Origin of the sequence: Caballeronia udeis, from assembly GCF_001544555.2 — a bacterium.
In the GTDB taxonomy this organism is placed as follows: domain Bacteria; phylum Pseudomonadota; class Gammaproteobacteria; order Burkholderiales; family Burkholderiaceae; genus Caballeronia; species Caballeronia udeis.
The window spans coordinates 1-16182 of record NZ_FCOK02000126.1; the positions used below are offsets into that span (position 1 = coordinate 1).

Genomic DNA, 16182 nt, shown 5'->3' on the forward strand with positions numbered 1-16182 from the left:
AGTTCAGCAGCAGGCAGGATGGAGGACTTGATGAGCGAGATCTACCGGTTCGGCGATCTCGTGGCAATCCATCCGAAAATTGGCCGTCCAGCAGGCGTACTTGCCGCGAATTCGGTCGAGGGTCAGAGCCGGTTGGAACGCGTGCTGCGGCTGGCCAGTGAAGCAAACCTGCCTGAACTGCGGGAATACATCATGCGCTCCTATCTGATTTTGTACGCGCACTCGGACACGCGTGTGTTGTTGCTGTCCATTCGCCACCAGCGAGAGTTGGGGTATGCGCCGGAAACAGAATAGGACATCGTGAGTACACCCACTGCTGAGCGTGGGCAGGCCGGCAGTCCGCTTGGCCAGGCGCTGACGCCCACGTTGACACCCCGGGTCACGGCGGGACTCCTCGGCAATCGCAGCCTGATTCTGGCCCAGGGCGCGAAGATCGACTGTGTGGGTGATACCGCCTTCGATTCGACGGAAGCCGGCATCTCCACTTGCACGGTCACCCGGAACGTGTATTCGGATATCTGCGGGTGGGCAACCAGTATTTCCTGAAGCATGCGCCGTGTCAGATGGCATTCGAGGATCTCGGGCCGTACCTGGTGAGCCAGCACAACCGGCCCGACGTGGTCGAGTCGATGGTGGACATGGTCAAGGCGAAATCGTGGGAGCGGATCCTCGTGTCTGGACACGAGACGTTCCGGCGTGAAGTCTGGCTGCAGGCGACGCTGCTCGGTCTTCAGGTGAGTGGTTACCAGCCGAAGGCGGCCGATCTCGCACGGCTTGGCGAGAGTCGGCGCGAACTCATGAACAGCCGTGTCGCGTATGCCGGGGAGATTTTCCCGCGTACGAATGGCACGCGTCCACCGGCTCCTGCTGCCGGTCCGGTGTCCGTCGCACCAGCGGCGGATGCCGCACCGGCTTCGCGTACAGCCAGGTCTCATATTCAGACCGGTGCCACGGCCGAGGCGGCACCTGGCGACGCGCGCGAAGCTACGGCCACCCCGGCGGCCCGTCGCACAGCCGGAAACGATACGAGGAATGATACGGGCCATGAGACAGGGCGCGAGATGGAGCGGAAAACGAGCGGCCAGGACGAGCCCAATGTCCATCGCTATACGGGCGAGCTGGTCGAGTATGGCAGCGCACCTTACCAGCACAATCCGGCGCGCAGCGATTCGTACTATGTGGTCTATCGGGACGGGGCAGGGGCGTACCACGCCGTATGGGGCGTGGACCTGGAGCGGGCCGTCGCCGAGTCGGGGGCGACGCCCGGTGAGCGCGTTACGCTGCAGAACTTTGACAAACGCTGGGTGAGCATCGACGTTCCCGTGGTTGAGGCAACCGGACAGATTATCGGGTACGAGGACAAGGAGGTGTACCGCAATACCTGGCAGGTCGACGTCGAGGCACAGGTGCGTGCGGCGTCACTTTCCTCGCGCGGGGTGTCAGGGAGCGAGTCCGGGGCCGAGTCGGAGCGTCAGTCGGGGCGCGGGTCGGGGCGTGATTCCGGGCGTGATTCCGGGCGCGAATCGCCTGCCGATGCGGGAGGCGGTAGCCCTGCGGTTTCTCGAACGCCGCATCCGGGCCGTTCCGGGGATGCTGTCGATAGTCAGCGGGCAATGCAGATGGCGGTCATCGTCGCGGCCATGCGTGCACAGGGGTTTAGTGATCGGTCAATCGGGCGGGTGGAACCGCACGCCGGGAAGCTCTACGACACGTTTCGCGCCGAGGGCGTACGTGTACCCATACCGAGGGTGTTTGATCCGAAGGCACCGTCTACGCGTTTGCGCGCAACGCGACCGGCGCCTGGGCGGTCGGCCGAGCGTGAGGTCGAGCGTACGCCGTCCGGGCCTGAGCAGCCGTCGCTGTAGGAGCATCCGTGAACGCCCGTGCACGTCTGTCCATTGAACTCGGCGAGGTAAAGCCGCGCTGGGATGACTGGTGCGCCCTGCATGATGTCACGCCAGCCGAAGGTGTACGGCAACTGATCCTCGATGCAGTTGCTGCAGATGAGCCGGAGTGTCGGGCCGGCTGCACCGACGTCATGCGCTCGCCCCCCGTTGGCGAGCATCGCGAACGCCTCGGGATCCGCCTGACCGCATCCGAATTGCACGCGGTCAGGCGGCAGGCAACGACATGCGGGTTCACCGCGAATCGCTGGGTCGTTGCGCTGATCCGCGCGCAGTTGACGCATGTCCCCCAGTTTGGCGAGCAGGAGATGGCGCTGCTCGCCGCCTCGAACCACGCGCTCGCGAAGATTAGCCGCTCACTGGGACCGGTGATTCGCGAAGTCGACCGGGATGGGACGGCTGCCGTTGCGGGTAACGCTCGCCTGCTCGTGGAGCTGAAGGCGCAGATCGATACCCATCTGCGCGCGGTGTCGGATCTGCTTCGCGCGAACATTGATCGCTGGAGTCGCTAGCATGCCTTTTCCGAAGATTTACATCGACACGATGCTCCTGAACTGGGGCGACCGGCTGTTCCACGATCCGTTGCGGCACGTCGGGGCGCCGCGGCTCTCGCGTGTCCAGATCGGGAGCCAGGTGGCACGGGTACGCGAGCAGCTGGCGCGCACGCTGAAACATACGCCCGAGGTGATGGTGAAAATCACCAACAGGGCAGCCAGTGCGCAGGGCATGGGTGCGGTGCGCCGGCATCTGCGCTACATCTCCCGCAACGGCAAGGTCGAACTCGAGGACCAGGACGGGCAGACCATTGCGGGCGCAGCCGCTCTGCACGATCTGGCCGATGCGTGGCAGTTCGGCGGCTGGGGCGTACCGGAGACCAGCACGCGTCGCGAGGTGTTCAACATCCTGCTGTCGATGCCGCCGGGTACGGACCGTCGGGCGGTACGTGATGCGGCGCGCGATTTTGCGGCGCTCGAATTCGGCGATGGTCGCGACTACGTCTTCGCCGCGCATGACGACGAGGCGCATCCGCATGTGCATCTGTGCGTGCAGGTGAGGGGCCTGGATGGGCGACGGCTCAATCCGGAAAAGCGTGACCTGCAGCGCTGGCGGGAGCGGTTTGCGCAGCAGCTCCAGGCACACGGTGTCGAGGCGAATGCAACGTCACGGCGCACGCGCGGGGCGGCGCGCCGTTATCCGAAGCAGGCCGTCGTGTACATGCTGGACCGCGGAGAAACGCCGCGGTACTGGCGCGCGATGGCGACGGACACGCAGCGGCGCGCGGGCTGGGAGGCACATTACGGTGTGTTCGCGGCGTGGCGCGAGATGGCGCTGGCGATGGCCGCGTCACGGGAGGCAGATGACCGGCGCTTGGCCGTGGAGATTGTCGACTTCGTACGGAACATGCCGGTGCAGCAGGATGGGCCGTTGGTGGCGCCCATGGCGCCGGCTCGACGCGAGCGGTCAGACCGGCCCCTGCCGGATCGTGGCAGTCAGCCAAACGCTGGTGGTCCGGAAGTGTGCCGCTGATACGCGAGGTGATGACCATGGCGATACCAATTGTTCCATGGGTTGGTGGCAAGCGACGTCTCGCCGATGTCCTGATTCCGCGATTTTTCTGCGCGCACAGCTGCTACGTTGAGGTCTTCGCGGGTGCAGCGGTGCTCTTCTTGCGGCCACCAACTGAGCTCGAAGTCTTGGGAAAACGTCAGTTTGAGTGTACCCCTCGAAGGGCGATACATCCGAGCAGTTCAATTTGTTGGGCAAAACGGATGGATTGTTAGTGCCGCTGGGATTGTGGTGAACACGATCGACGGCGGTAAAACATGCAGTTTCCAAGCGGATACCCTGATGGACGCCCGACGCATGCAATTGATGCGCGCAATGGGTGGATTTTGGGCACCGACCTCGTTTCGAAGATGCAGATTGCGAGGACGACCGACGGTGGAATAACGTGGACATCCGCTCAGATACCGGATCCAGAGTGGCATTTGGGCACCAGTCCGTTTTTTGACGAGTTGCGTTCGGACGCAGTCTGTTTTCGTCGATGCTAAAACCGGATATGCGTCGGCTCCGATCTGGAACAGAACTTCCGGCCCTGTGCTGACGAGCATCGACGGCGCTGTGACATGGAGTGCATTGACGATTCCGGATACCACGCGTATCACGGATCTTCTTTTCATCACCCCGGCGTACGGATTCGCACTCGAGATGTTCGGTGACGTCTACGACACAAAGGACGGTGGACTGAACTGGGCAAAAATTGGCATGGCCAGTTCAGAGTTCGGACGCACCTCATTTGCACGCGGCGACAGCGGGAAATTACGGGGAAGTTCTGCTTTGGTAGTCGGCGGTGGCATTTTGACGATGACTCCACTTTAAAAGCAGAAAGACGGTTCTGCCAACGGGTTTCGATTGTTGGCGCAGCAGCTGATTGTGTTGATCGTGAGTCAGCGGTCTGAATGCTGCCGCTTGTTACTCGCAGCGTGCTGAGCGCCCGGGGTGCATCGCTTATCGCGCTTCGGCGTGAGTGCTGGAGTCGGCTTCCACTTCCACTTCCACGGCCGGCATTACTGCTGCCAATTCCAGATCTCCCCGTACCAACTTCCATTTCCGCGCCGCTGGTAATCGCTTCACCCAGTACTCGGCACGCGACGCTTCTGCCCGGCCACTCAGCTCAAACGAAGCGCGCACCTCGACCGGCTTATGCGAGCGCGTATACCGTGCGCCTTCGCCACTGACATGCTTCGCGAACCGCGCATCAACATCGGTGGCAATCCCGGTATAGAGACTGCCGTCGGCGCATTCGATGAGGTACAGGAACCAGGGCATGGAGAAAGCTTGGGAAAAGGGTGAGATACAGGATAAGAAACGGATGCCGCGCATTATCCCTCAAGCACTGGCCACGAACCCCTTCCGAACAAAATCCTGCGACTTCGGCGAGAATAACTGTTCCGCGCTGCACCAAGCGCCCTGCAGTCAGCCCGAACAAGCCCGAAGGGAGGTAAGCCTGTTGAACCGCAAGGTCGAAATACATGTGGTCGATTCGCTCGATTCCGTGACCCCGGAGGAATGGAACCGTCTCGCCGGCGACAATCCATTCGTCCGGTACGAATTCCTGTCGGCGTTGCAGGACACGGGCTGCGCGGTCGCCCACACCGGCTGGCGTCCGCATTTCCTGCTGCTCAAGCGTGACGGCAAGCTAACCGGCGCCATGCCGCTGTACCTCAAGAAGCACTCTCGCGGCGAGTACGTCTTCGATCACGCCTGGGCCGACGCCTTCGAGCGAAATGGCCTTAAGTACTATCCGAAGGGGTTATCGGCGGTACCGTTTTCACCGGTGACCGGGCCGCGCCTGATCGCCGCCACGCACGAAGAGCGTGTGATGCTCGCCCGCGGCGCGATCGAGTTGACCAAGCAACTGGAGCTCTCGTCGCTACACGTGCTGTTTCCGCAAGAACAGGATCTCGAAGCGTTGACCGAAGCCGGCTACATGCTGCGCGAAGGCGTGCAGTTTCACTGGGAGAACGCACCCGCTGCACCCGGCACCCCCGGCGGTTACGACAGCTTCGACGCATTCCTCGCGACCATGAGCCACGACAAGCGCAAGAAGGTGAAGCAGGATCGTCGACGCGTGGTCGATGCCGGCGTCACCTACACGTGGTTGCGCGGCGCGGAAATAGACGAGGAAGCGCTCGATTTCTTCTACGCGTGTTATGAAAATACCTATCGCGAGCACTGGAACCCGCCTTATCTGTCGCGTGAATTCTTCGGCCGGATCCACGCGGCCGCGCCTGACAGCGTCTTGCTCGTGATCGCCGAAGCGGACGGCCAGCGCCTTGCGTGCGCGCTGAACATGATTGGTGGCGACGTGATGTTCGGCCGCTACTGGGGAACCAAGGAATTCATCTCGGGCCTGCATTTCGAAACCTGCTACATGCAGGGAATCCAATACTGCATCGAGAACGGGCTGGCTCGTTTCGAAGGCGGCGCGCAGGGTGTGCACAAGATGTCGCGCGGCATGTTGCCCACGCCCACGTGGTCCGCGCATTGGGTGGCGGACCCGCGGTTCGCGCACGCAATCAGTGAGTTCCTCGATGAAGAAACGGCGGCGATGGACCAGCATATCCAGGAGCTGGAAGCGCATACGCCCTTCAGGAAGAAGGCATAGGGCCGGGCGTTTGGCAGACCCGAAACCTGACCGGATGGCTAACGCTTGATCCAATAGACGCCCGGAAACTGCAACTCGACTTATCATCATGTCGAAATGCTTTCGCTTTCACAGCGATAACCCTTAACTCGTTATGCGCCGGAACAGGATCCCCGAATGAGGGGCATCGTATGGACAAGCTCAAGATGAAAAACCGATTCTTCAATCTCTACAGCCACGATTTTGCTCGCGTGGCGGTAGGCGTGCCCCGTTGCCGTGTAGCCGATCCGGCGTTCAATGCAGCCGAAACCATCGACCTGGCGAAGCAGGCGGCGGCGAACGGCGCGGTGCTGGTCGCGTTCCCGGAGCTTGGGCTGCCGGCCTATACCTGCGACGACCTGTTCCACCAGCGGGCCTTGCTCGATGCCTGCGAAGAGGCACTGGCGTCCGTCGTGGCGGCGTCGAAGAACCTCTCCATCGCGATGATCGTGGGCATGCCGCTGCGCGTCGACCATACGCTCTTCAACTGCGCGGTGGTCGTCGCGGGCGGGCAGGTCCAGGGCGTCGTGCCGAAAAGCTATCTGCCGAACTACGGCGAGTTCTACGAAGCACGCCAGTTCAGCGCGGCAGAGAACGCATCGACTGACCGGGTCACTTTGCTGGGCGCTGAAGTGCCGTTCGGATCCTCACTGCTGTTTGAAATTGCCAACATGCCGCTGTTCCGCTTCCACGTGGAAATTTGCGAGGACGTGTGGGTGCCGGTGCCACCTTCGTCGTTCGCGGCGCTCGCAGGCGCGACCGTGCTGGTGAACCTGTCGGCGTCGAACGTGGTGGTCGGGAAGTCGAGGTACCGGCATCAACTGGTCGGCCAGCAGTCCGCCCGGTGCCTTTCGGCGTATTTGTACACATCGGCGGGAAGAGGCGAGTCGACTACGGACCTGGCGTGGGACGGGCAAGCGGTGATCTACGAAAACGGCGAACTGCTCGCGGAATCAGAGCGCTTCCTGGACACGTCGCATCTCGTTTTCGCCGACGTCGATCTCGAGCGGCTCTCGCGTGAGCGCATGCACCAGACCACGTTCGGGCAGTCGGTGCGCCGACATGGCGACGAGGTATCGAAGTTCGAAACGGTGCGCTTCAATCTCGATCTGCCGATCAACCGCGCATTGCCGCTGGACCGCGTCGTGGAGCGTTTCCCTTACGTTCCGTCCGATCCAAAGCTCCGCGACGAACGTTGCAACGAGGTCTACAACATCCAGGTGCAGGCGCTGGTGCAACGGCTCTCGGCCAGCGGCATATCGAAGGTCGTGATCGGCATTTCGGGCGGCCTGGATTCAACCCATGCGCTGCTTGTCTGCGCGAAGGCCATGGACCGGCTGAAGCTGCCGCGCACGAATATTCTCGGCGTCACCATGCCCGGTTTCGCCACCAGCGACCGGACGCTCCTGCAGGCGCGCCAACTGATGGAGATTGTCGGCTGTTCAGCGAGCGAGATCGACATCCGGCCAAGCTGCGAGCAGATGCTGAAAGACCTCGGCCACCCGTATGCGTCGGGCAAGGAGGAATACGACATCACGTTCGAGAACGTGCAGGCCGGCGAGCGCACGAATCATCTGTTCCGGCTCGCGAACTTCAAGGGTGCAATCGTGATCGGTACCGGCGACCTGAGCGAACTGGCGCTTGGCTGGTGCACGTACGGCGTGGGCGACCACATGTCGCACTACAACGTCAACGCCAGCGTCCCGAAGACGCTGATCACGCACCTGGTCCGGTGGGTCGCGGAAACCGGGCAGATCGGCAATTCGGGTTCGGATGTTCTTATCAACATCCTGAATACGGACATCAGCCCGGAACTCGTTCCCGGCAAATCGAACGGCAATCCGGAGCAAAAAACCGAAAGCGTCATCGGACCGTACGAGCTGCAGGATTTCAACCTGTACTACACGCTGCGTTTTGGGTTTGCACCGTCGAAAGTGGCGTTCCTGGCGTACACCGCCTGGAAAGACCGTGACGCGGGCGACTGGCCGGAAGGCGCGCATGTCGCGCGAAACGAATACGCGTTGCCGGCCATCAAGCACAACCTGGGGATTTTCCTCGACCGGTTTTTCCGGACCAGCCAATTCAAGCGGTCCTGCGTGCCGAATGCGCCGAAAGTCGGGTCCGGCGGTTCGTTGTCGCCGCGCGGCGACTGGCGCGCGCCGAGCGATTCGGAATCAGTCGTCTGGATGAACGATTTGAAGAATATTCCGGCGGAATGAGGGGTTTGCACCATATCTGCGCGTAAATGCGCCGATAACGGCGTGATCCCGATGCTATGGCGCGAGTTCTCTGCGGTTAACTGTGAAAACGCAGCTAGAATCAAACTATCGATTCCTAAATCCGTTTTCTTGCTTATCCGCACAATTTCCGAAGAGGCGCGCCATGAAACGCATCACCGCAGTCATCAAACCGTTCAAGCTCGACGAAGTCCGTGAAGCACTCGCCGGCGCAGGGCTCACCGGTCTGACCGTAACCGAAGTCAAGGGCTTCGGGCGGCAGAAGGGCCACACGGAGCTGTATCGTGGCGCGGAATACGTGGTCGACTTCCTGCCGAAGGTGAAGATCGAAGTGGTCGTGGCCGACTCACAGACGGATCAGGTTATTGACGCCATCATCGGTGCGGCTCGCACCGGCAAGATCGGTGACGGCAAGATCTTCGTGACCGACGTCGAGCGTGTCATCCGCATTCGCACGGGCGAAGAAGACGAAGCGGCTGTCTAAGCCCGTTAAGCCCGTTTGTCCGAAGCCGGCCTGATCCCGTGTCAGGCCGGTAGGTGGTTTTCGCGGTTCCTTGGCGACCGCGTGTTTTACCGTGACCAGCGCTGTCTGGTGGCGTCTCCCGCTTTGCCCCCTCGTCTGACCGTTTCCGTCACCAATGTAAAAAACCATTGCGGTACTATCAGCATCCCTGTGTGCTTTTTGTAAGGATTTGTGGATGCATCACGCGATCGGCTTCATTCAGGATCTAGCGGTAATCATGGCGATTGCGGGCATCGTCACGGTGTTGTTTCACCGTCTGAAGCAGCCGGTCGTGCTGGGGTACATAGCGGCGGGCGTGATTATCGGGCCGTACACACCGCCGTTCCAGCTTATCCACGACGAAGCCACCATCCAGACGCTCGGCGAGCTCGGCGTGGTATTCCTGATGTTTTCCCTCGGGCTCGAATTTAGCCTGAAGAAGCTGGTCAAGGTCGGCGCGACAGCGTTTGTCGCCGCGGCGTCAGAGATCGTGCTGATGATCTGGATCGGCTATGAAATCGGGCAGTGGTTCGGCTGGAACGCAATGGACTCGCTGTTCCTCGGCGCCATGCTCGCCATTTCGTCGACAACGATCATCGTCAAGGCGCTTTCCGAACTCGGCATGAAGGGCGAGCCGTTCGCGCAACTGATCTTCGGCATTTTGATCGTAGAGGACATCCTGGCCATCGCCATGCTCGTGCTGCTCTCGGGTATTGCGCAGACGGGCTCCGTCTCGGCGGGTGTGGCGTTTATCACGCTGGGCAAGTTGCTGCTGTTCATGACCGTGTCGATGGTGGTCGGCATCCTGATCGTGCCGCGCGCGCTCGACTATGTGGCAAAGGCCAAAAGCGACGAAATGCTGCTCGTCACCGTACTCGGCTTTTGTTTCGGCTTCTGCCTGCTGGTCGTGAAGCTCGACTACAGCATCGCGCTGGGTGCGTTCCTGATTGGCGCGATCATGGCCGAATCGCGCAACCTGCAGCGCATCGAGCACTTGATCGCACCGGTGCGCGACATGTTCTCCGCGATCTTTTTCGTGACCATCGGCCTGATGCTGAACCCGGCGGTGCTGGTGGATTACTGGTGGCCGATTGCGGTGATCACGGTCGCGGTCGTGGCCGGCAAGATCGTGTCGTGCGGGCTCGGCACTTTCCTCGCGGGCAGGGACGGGCGCACGTCAATGCGGGTTGGTATGAGCGTCGCGCAGATCGGCGAGTTCTCGTTCATCATCGCTTCGCTGGGATTGTCGCTGAAAGTGACCAGCAGCTTCCTGTACCCGATCGCCGTCGCGGTTTCCGCGTTGACCACGCTGTTCACGCCGTACCTGATCAAGGCCGCCGATCCGATCACGCGCCGCATCGCCCGCTCAATGCCTGTTCCTGTCGCGAACACCTTCGGCCTGTATTCGCAATGGCTCGCGAGCCTTTCGCCTGACACCGGCGGCCCGACGTTGTTCAGCATGACGCGGCGGATCGTGGTGCAGATCGCGGTGAATCTTGCGCTGGTGGCCGCCATCTTCCTTGCTGCGTCCTACACGGCGCCGTTTGCCACCGAATATCTGGCGCGTTGGCTGCCCACCAACGATGCCCAGCGCGTTGCGCTCTGGAGCATGGCGTTGCTGGTATCCATGCCGTTCCTGGTTGCGGTGTATCGCAAACTGGGGTCGCTCGCACTGATGCTCGCGGAAGTGAGCGTGCAGCCCGCGAAGGCGGGACGTTTCACGCGCGCATTGCGATCCGCCATTTCCGGGCTGATCCCGATTCTCGCGATGTTCGGCGTTTTCCTGCTGGTGACGGTGCTCTCGGGCGGCATCTTGCCGCCGTTCGGCTTGATGATCGCGGTACTCGTCTGCGCGGCGTTATTGCTCACGGTATTGTGGCGCTGGTGCGTCAAAATCCATGCAACGATGCAGATCGCTTTGCGAGAAACATTCGAAGAGCCGAGAGATCATCCTTGAGCATGAAACCTTTGTTTTCCCCGATAATGTGAGCAATTGTTTGATGGTTTGCCGCCCCCGGACCAGAGGCGGATAATTAAACTCTGACCATTCTCACAGCGCCTGGCGCCTATATCGGAATGAGCGAAAACAAGTCAAACGAGTCGAACGAGTCACTGACGCCGGGCACGCCCGGCACTGATTCTCCCGCGGGTTCCATTCCGGCGAGTCATACGCCGGCAGTCCCGCCCGCGTCATCCCCAAAGAGTTCTGATATCCCCGCTGCCGCTGCGCAAGCGAGCGCGAAGGCCACCGCGGCTGAACAGGTATCCACGGACGCGCCTGCGAGCCCGTCGACGGTAGAACCTGTCAATACCGCCAAAGCGCAACGCGACAATGCCGCTGAAGCCCGCGCATCGGCGGCCATGGCGACGTCGCAGCAGGAAGCGGCGGCGCGTGCAACCGCGCCGTCGGCATCCGCTGCGAACAAAACGCTCGATGCAAAGGCGAGCCTCGCGGCGCAGGTCGAGACTGCGACGCAGGCGCAAGCCAGTCTCGCGGCGGAGGTCGAGAACGCCACTGAGGCGCAAGCCGCTGAAGCCACGAGCGCGACAGAAAGCACAACAGAAAGCGCAACGGAAAGTGTCGCGCCGAAGCCGGCTGCCAGTTTGCCGCCGGAGTTTACGACCGCGCCGGACTTTGGCACATTCCGTCCGCCGCCCATCCCGCCCGACTCGCCGGATACGAAGGCGCCGCCCGCTTACCTGCGCCAGAGCGATTCCGCGTGGTCGGTATTCGGCCGGGTGATCAAGGCGCGTGCGCGTCAGATCTTCGACCGTGCGGGTCAGAGGATCACGCAGCGGACATTGAGAATTGGCGTGTCGGCGCGAATTTTTCATCCTGAACCGGGTGCGAAAGGGCTGCGCGGCAAGACGCTGCAGTACCTGGAGGAATCGATTGCGCATTGGGTGATGTCGCGCGACGTGCTCGTGTTCATGATTCCGACGGTCGGTCATCAGGGCATGCTGCATCCGAGCAATATCCGCCTGCGCGATTATGCGAAGCAGCTCGATGGCCTGCTGCTGCAAGGTGGCGCTGACGTCTCGCCGCAATCCTATACGGAAGCGGCCACGCGCCACGAATGGCCCGGCGACCGTGTACGGGACATGTACGAGCTCGAGTTGTTGCATGAATTCATCGAGGCGGGCAAGCCGGTGCTTGGCGTGTGCCGCGGTTGCCAGTTGATCAACGTGGCGTTCGGCGGGACGCTCTATCAGGACATTGCAACCGATGTCCCCACGGCCGGCGAGCATGTGAACGACCAATACGATCAGCATCGCCACCCGATTCGTTTTCCCGATGGATCAACGCTCGTCAACATGTTTCCGGGCCACCGCGAAGCGCTCGTCAACTCGATCCACCATCAGGCGGTGAAGACGATTGGCCGGGACCTGAACATCGAGGCGGTGTCGGCGCACGACGGCATTATTGAAGCGGTGCGTTATCGGCGCGCGCCGTTCGTGATGGGCGTGCAATGGCACCCGGAATTCCATCGTGCGGGCGGCGACGAGTTGCTCGATTGCACACCTTTACTCGATACCTTCCTGCGCGTGGCACGCGAAACGCGTTTCTAGGAGTACGTGGTTTGAACACCGCGTGATGAACCACTGAAAGACTAAAGGCCGTTCCAACGTGAAAATTGGAACGGCCTTTTTTTCGCTGCGTTGCCATCCGGACCCATCGCCAGATCAGGCGCGAGCGTTACTGTACGAGTCTGGCTTCGCTTTGATCCTGGAGTTGTTGAACCTGCCGCTGCAACATGAGCAACTTGCGCTCGGCGACGGACTTCTCGTTCAGCAATGCCGCCGATTCCACCTGCATCGGCTGCTGACGTTGTGATACCTCGCTTTCCTGCGCGCGCGCAATCGAAAGATCGGCGGTCAGGCGCTGTGCCCGATCATTCGATACCGCAATGACGCGCTCAAGCAGCGCCCTCTGCGCCTGCAACTGTGTGCGTTTGATCTCGCCTTCGGCGAGCGCGTAGCTCTTGCGGGCGAACTGCGCGTACATCGTTTCGGCGCGCGCGTCGTCCTGCGATTTCACTACGCGCCAGAAATTCTTGTCCTGGAACAGTGCGACGTAATACACCATGTCTTGCGGATAGAAAAACAGCGCCGCGCCATAGTTGCCGTTGTACGTGACCCGCAACTCAGTCAGCTTGTGGGCCTGGACCATCTGCTTCAACTCCGACACATTGCCCGGCGTCTGAGCGTTCGACGCAGCATCGGAGCCGTCCTGAAAATCATCCATGGACCTGTTAGCGGCCGGTTGCCGGATGGGGTCGGCGAGACCCGTTGCCGAGAGCAGTGTGCCAACTGGCTGATAAGCCGTCGCGATGGATGAGCCAAGTGCGATCACAGCAACGAGCAGCGCGTTTCGAAGGGTGGAGAGGGAAAGGGACTTCATAGGGCGAGGCTTCAGGATTAAGTAAGTGTCGGCTACCGGCTAACGATGCATCGTGCCGCGTGCGGGTAGAACACGCGCTGCACGATGCAGCCATCAGGGCTGCCGTTCACTTGGAAAATTGCGAGGGCGTGTCAGTGACGCGGCTTTGGTTCAGGCTGGAATTCCAGCCGGGTGTTTCGCTGGCGCTTGAGTGTGATGACGGCAAGGCCGCCGCTTCTCTGGGCGCTACGCGAACTGGCTGGCGAGGCGCACCGCTGTTGTCATCCAGCACGGCGGAGTGCGCGAGCATGTTGTACATATCGGTGACGCTAAGCGATGCGCTTGCCGTGTTTGCCCGCGTGTCATTACGCGTGAGCGTACGACGCCCCGGCGACGCGAGCGGGGCTTCATGCCCGGTGCTGCGATAAACCGGCTCACCCTGGTACTCATGGCCATGACGCCGATGAACCACCTCGTACCGATGCGCTTCATGCCTGCTTTTCGCCCTGGCTTTCGCGCCATGGCGTTCAGGTGTTTGCGCAACGGGCCGTGGTTTGGTTGCATGCTCTGACACGGTACGAGATGCGGCCGCCGCCCGGTCATTACTGGCGATGGTGATGGTGCTTGTACCTGTCGCCGAGCCTGTGTTCACCGGCGAGTGGCTGGCGCCATTGATAACGACAGGTTTTTGCACCAATGGCAAAGCGGCAATCGCGGCCGCGGCCTCCCGGGGAGCAGAAGCTTCCACCGAAGCCGCAATCTTGGCCGCCGCACCATTCGTAGTCTCCGTCGAAGCCAAAGCAACCGCCGCCGTTGCGTCTGATGCACCGGATGCATGAGCCGTTTCAGAATCGGGTGCGGGCTTGATGACTGGCGTTGCGCTCAGCACAACCTTGGGCTTTTGTGTTTCGGTATCCTGATGGCTGATTTTCGTACCGAACAATGCCCACGCAATAAACGCGGCGCACGCCAGCGCAATCGCGCCACCGGCAAGCTGTTTGCGATGATCGTGATTAGCCGCCGGCGCATTCACATGCCGGTCGTCGGGCGCGGTGAACGGCTCGAACGCGAAGGGAGCCGGCTCGGCGGCTTGCGGTGCCGCATTGACGGGGATCGGGGGAACGCCATCGCCTTGCCCGGCGTGATTAACTTCGTCGCTGCGCTTGAACTTGCCCCAGAGACTGGCGGGCGTGTAGGGGAAGCGATCGTTGCGAAGAGAAAGTGCACTGATATACGCGGTCAGGAAACGAGCCGCGTAAAACGGTATTTCATATTCGGTCAAGGCGGGACGCGTGCTGGTGAGCGTCCACTCTTCGCCATAAATGGCGTTGGGCATACTGGCAAGCGGGAACAGCGTCGGCAGAAGCAGATCGCCTTGTACAACGACCAGAGGAGCATTCATCTTTTTCTCATTTCCGAAAGCGGGCGTCAGGACTGCTCAACGAACGAACAAGCGGGGCAGCCGTGTGGACGTCGCCCGGTTGTTGCCGCAAAGGTGTTGAAAAATTCACCTTGCCCGGACCCGCCACAGAACAGCCCACGATCATACCCAGCGCCAGCTTGGGCGTCGCTCAGAACCTTCTTAGTTCGTCGATTAATGGGCGTTCGGAGTGAAAAAAATTTGCTGATGCGACACCGATGCGACGGACGTTTCAGCGGACGACGCATGGCTCCGCGAATAAGTATTGTTATAGCCCGCGTGAAGGCGTTGAACGAGATTACCCTGACCAATCTGCGAAGGCAAAAGAAACGCCGGGTCGTCAGCCGATCGGCAGGACATAACGCAGCGCGATGATATTAATGCCGCCCATTGTGTCGTCTTCGCGCCCGGCCAGCTGCCATCCGCGAGACTCGTAGAAGCCGATGGCCGCAACGTTCGGCTCGAGCACAGACAAATGCATGCTGGTTGCACCTCGATCACGCGCCCATTGCGCGGCGACGGTGAGCATTGCGGTGCCCAAGCCGCTGCCTTTCGCACCGGGCAGCGCGTGCAGATTGTCCACGAGCACGCTGCCGTTTTCATCCGGAGCGACGAGGCAGACAAAACCGATCGGCCGATCATCCTGTATGGCGATAAGGACTTCGCCCGCGCCCGCTGCCAGTTCGTCAAATCGCGAATGCCAATGCGCTTCGCGTTCCGCCGACATCTCGCGATCGAGAAAATCGTCCGGCAGGATTCCGCGATACGCCGACGCCCAGCTTTGCGCGTGCATGCCCGCGATGAGCTGCGCGTCGGCAGACGTCGCTGGCCGCAGCGTAAAGGGCCATGACGGGTCATGAAATGTAGGCTGATAGATAGACATATGTAATGCAATTTTAAGGTGCTTTTGCACGCACATACGCGATGTTCCGAGTAGGCGGATTTCACTTTCCCGCTGTAACATTGGCTTCGTGCATGGTTTTAGCGCATACATGGTTAACCCGGATACACGGTTATCCTGAGCGCTTTCGCATCATCTTGAGCATTTTTCGCCGGTTTGAGCACGGCGAAGCTTACACAGGCATCCGGTGCAGTGCTATCGGGTCGTCGTCAACATCGGGTCGATCCGCGGCGCAACAGCCGCCGGAATCCGGCCACTGTTTTTAGAGATAGTCATGTCCAGCCCGTCACATGCAACGCCCGCGAACGAGTCGAAGGTGAAGTCCGTGTTCCGCGTTGTCAGCGGCAATTTCCTCGAAATGTACGACTTCATGGTCTATGGCTATTACGCCTCGGCCATTGCCAAGACCTACTTTCCGAGCGGTAACGAATTTGCGTCGCTGATGCTCGCGTTGTCCGTGTTCGGCGCCGGTTTCCTGATGCGGCCGATCGGTGCGATCGTGCTTGGCGCGTACATCGATCATCACGGAAGGCGCAAGGGCTTGATCCTCACGCTGACCATGATGGCCATCGGCACCTTGCTGGTTGCGGTGATTCCGGGCTACGCGACTATTGGCGTTCTCGCACCGATCATCGTGTTGCTCGGGCGGTT

14 protein-coding genes and 3 pseudogenes are annotated in these 16182 nt (G+C 61.1%); 13 read left to right on the forward strand and 4 right to left on the reverse strand.

The window, feature by feature from the left end; genetic code table 11:
- The 7 genes and pseudogenes from AWB69_RS43150 to AWB69_RS43170 all read left to right on the forward strand — a co-directional run.
- A pseudogene (locus tag AWB69_RS43150) lies at positions 1–294 on the forward strand (type II toxin-antitoxin system RelE/ParE family toxin); the annotation flags it as partial.
- A 39-nt stretch (positions 295–333) separates the two neighbouring features.
- Positions 334–516 (forward strand): annotated as a pseudogene (locus tag AWB69_RS46630) (type IV secretion system protein VirB10); the annotation flags it as partial.
- A gap of 8 nt (positions 517–524) precedes the next feature.
- A complete protein-coding gene (locus tag AWB69_RS43155; protein ID WP_156529189.1) occupies positions 525–1865 on the forward strand; it encodes an LPD7 domain-containing protein in 1341 nt (446 codons plus the stop codon).
- 8 nt (positions 1866–1873) lie between these two features.
- Positions 1874–2416, forward strand: coding sequence for a hypothetical protein (locus tag AWB69_RS43160; RefSeq protein ID WP_062092887.1), 543 nt, complete (start codon positions 1874–1876; stop codon positions 2414–2416).
- Position 2417: 1 nt separating this feature from the next.
- Positions 2418–3431, forward strand: a complete 1014-nt coding sequence (locus tag AWB69_RS43165) for a relaxase/mobilization nuclease domain-containing protein (protein WP_062092888.1) — start codon at positions 2418–2420, stop codon at positions 3429–3431.
- Positions 3432–3448: 17 nt separating this feature from the next.
- Positions 3449–3601: pseudogene (locus tag AWB69_RS50110) on the forward strand (DNA adenine methylase); the annotation flags it as partial.
- Positions 3602–4040: 439 nt separating this feature from the next.
- The gene (locus AWB69_RS43170) at positions 4041–4283 is read left to right on the forward strand and encodes a hypothetical protein (protein ID WP_156529190.1); all 243 of its coding nucleotides are present in this window, start codon (positions 4041–4043) and stop codon (positions 4281–4283) included.
- Positions 4284–4412: 129 nt separating this feature from the next.
- Here AWB69_RS43170 and AWB69_RS43175 read toward each other — a convergent pair whose 3' ends face one another.
- Positions 4413–4733: a GIY-YIG nuclease family protein gene (locus AWB69_RS43175; protein WP_062092890.1), complete on the reverse strand. Its 321-nt coding sequence runs from the start codon at positions 4731–4733 to the stop codon at positions 4413–4415.
- Between the two features lie 181 nt (positions 4734–4914).
- Between AWB69_RS43175 and AWB69_RS43180 the strand changes: the two genes are divergently transcribed.
- From AWB69_RS43180 to AWB69_RS43200, 5 genes are all read left to right on the forward strand, one after another.
- The gene (locus tag AWB69_RS43180; protein WP_062092897.1) at positions 4915–6072 is read left to right on the forward strand and encodes a GNAT family N-acetyltransferase; all 1158 of its coding nucleotides are present in this window, start codon (positions 4915–4917) and stop codon (positions 6070–6072) included.
- Positions 6073–6257: 185 nt separating this feature from the next.
- A complete protein-coding gene (locus AWB69_RS43185; protein WP_062092898.1) occupies positions 6258–8309 on the forward strand; it encodes an NAD(+) synthase in 2052 nt (683 codons plus the stop codon).
- Positions 8310–8472: 163 nt separating this feature from the next.
- Complete coding sequence (locus AWB69_RS43190; protein ID WP_031361078.1) at positions 8473–8811, forward strand: P-II family nitrogen regulator; 339 nt, start codon at positions 8473–8475, stop codon at positions 8809–8811.
- A gap of 214 nt (positions 8812–9025) precedes the next feature.
- A complete protein-coding gene (locus AWB69_RS43195; protein WP_062092891.1) occupies positions 9026–10786 on the forward strand; it encodes a cation:proton antiporter in 1761 nt (586 codons plus the stop codon).
- Between the two features lie 119 nt (positions 10787–10905).
- Complete coding sequence (locus tag AWB69_RS43200) at positions 10906–12399, forward strand: gamma-glutamyl-gamma-aminobutyrate hydrolase family protein (RefSeq protein WP_062092892.1); 1494 nt, start codon at positions 10906–10908, stop codon at positions 12397–12399.
- A 127-nt stretch (positions 12400–12526) separates the two neighbouring features.
- Here the strand turns inward: AWB69_RS43200 and AWB69_RS43205 are convergent, their stop codons facing one another.
- The 3 genes from AWB69_RS43205 to AWB69_RS43220 form a co-directional block, all read right to left on the reverse strand.
- Positions 12527–13231 (reverse strand): DUF2968 domain-containing protein, encoded by a 705-nt coding sequence (locus tag AWB69_RS43205; RefSeq protein WP_062092893.1) that lies wholly within the window; start codon positions 13229–13231, stop codon positions 12527–12529.
- A 106-nt stretch (positions 13232–13337) separates the two neighbouring features.
- Positions 13338–14612 carry a hypothetical protein gene (locus AWB69_RS43210; protein WP_062092894.1) on the reverse strand — a complete coding sequence of 425 codons (1275 nt, stop codon included), beginning with the start codon at positions 14610–14612 and terminating at the stop codon, positions 13338–13340.
- Between the two features lie 358 nt (positions 14613–14970).
- Positions 14971–15513 carry a GNAT family N-acetyltransferase gene (locus AWB69_RS43220; RefSeq protein ID WP_062092896.1) on the reverse strand — a complete coding sequence of 181 codons (543 nt, stop codon included), beginning with the start codon at positions 15511–15513 and terminating at the stop codon, positions 14971–14973.
- A 292-nt stretch (positions 15514–15805) separates the two neighbouring features.
- Between AWB69_RS43220 and AWB69_RS43225 the strand changes: the two genes are divergently transcribed.
- Positions 15806–16182: MFS transporter (locus AWB69_RS43225; protein WP_156529191.1), on the forward strand; the 377-nt coding region annotated here is incomplete at its 3' end.

What these genes read in the sequence shown, in the direction of transcription:
- AWB69_RS43165 (WP_062092888.1), top strand. Translation starts at nt 2,418, where the DNA reads ATGCCTTTTCCGAAGATTTACATCGACACGATGCTCCTGAACTGGGGC.
- AWB69_RS43175 (WP_062092890.1), bottom strand. Translation starts at nt 4,733, where the DNA reads ATGCCCTGGTTCCTGTACCTCATCGAATGCGCCGACGGCAGTCTCTAT.
- AWB69_RS43185 (WP_062092898.1), top strand. Translation starts at nt 6,258, where the DNA reads ATGAAAAACCGATTCTTCAATCTCTACAGCCACGATTTTGCTCGCGTG.
- AWB69_RS43190 (WP_031361078.1), top strand. Translation starts at nt 8,473, where the DNA reads ATGAAACGCATCACCGCAGTCATCAAACCGTTCAAGCTCGACGAAGTC.
- AWB69_RS43195 (WP_062092891.1), top strand. Translation starts at nt 9,026, where the DNA reads ATGCATCACGCGATCGGCTTCATTCAGGATCTAGCGGTAATCATGGCG.
- AWB69_RS43200 (WP_062092892.1), top strand. Translation starts at nt 10,906, where the DNA reads ATGAGCGAAAACAAGTCAAACGAGTCGAACGAGTCACTGACGCCGGGC.
- AWB69_RS43205 (WP_062092893.1), bottom strand. Translation starts at nt 13,231, where the DNA reads ATGAAGTCCCTTTCCCTCTCCACCCTTCGAAACGCGCTGCTCGTTGCT.
- AWB69_RS43210 (WP_062092894.1), bottom strand. Translation starts at nt 14,612, where the DNA reads ATGAATGCTCCTCTGGTCGTTGTACAAGGCGATCTGCTTCTGCCGACG.
- AWB69_RS43220 (WP_062092896.1), bottom strand. Translation starts at nt 15,513, where the DNA reads ATGTCTATCTATCAGCCTACATTTCATGACCCGTCATGGCCCTTTACG.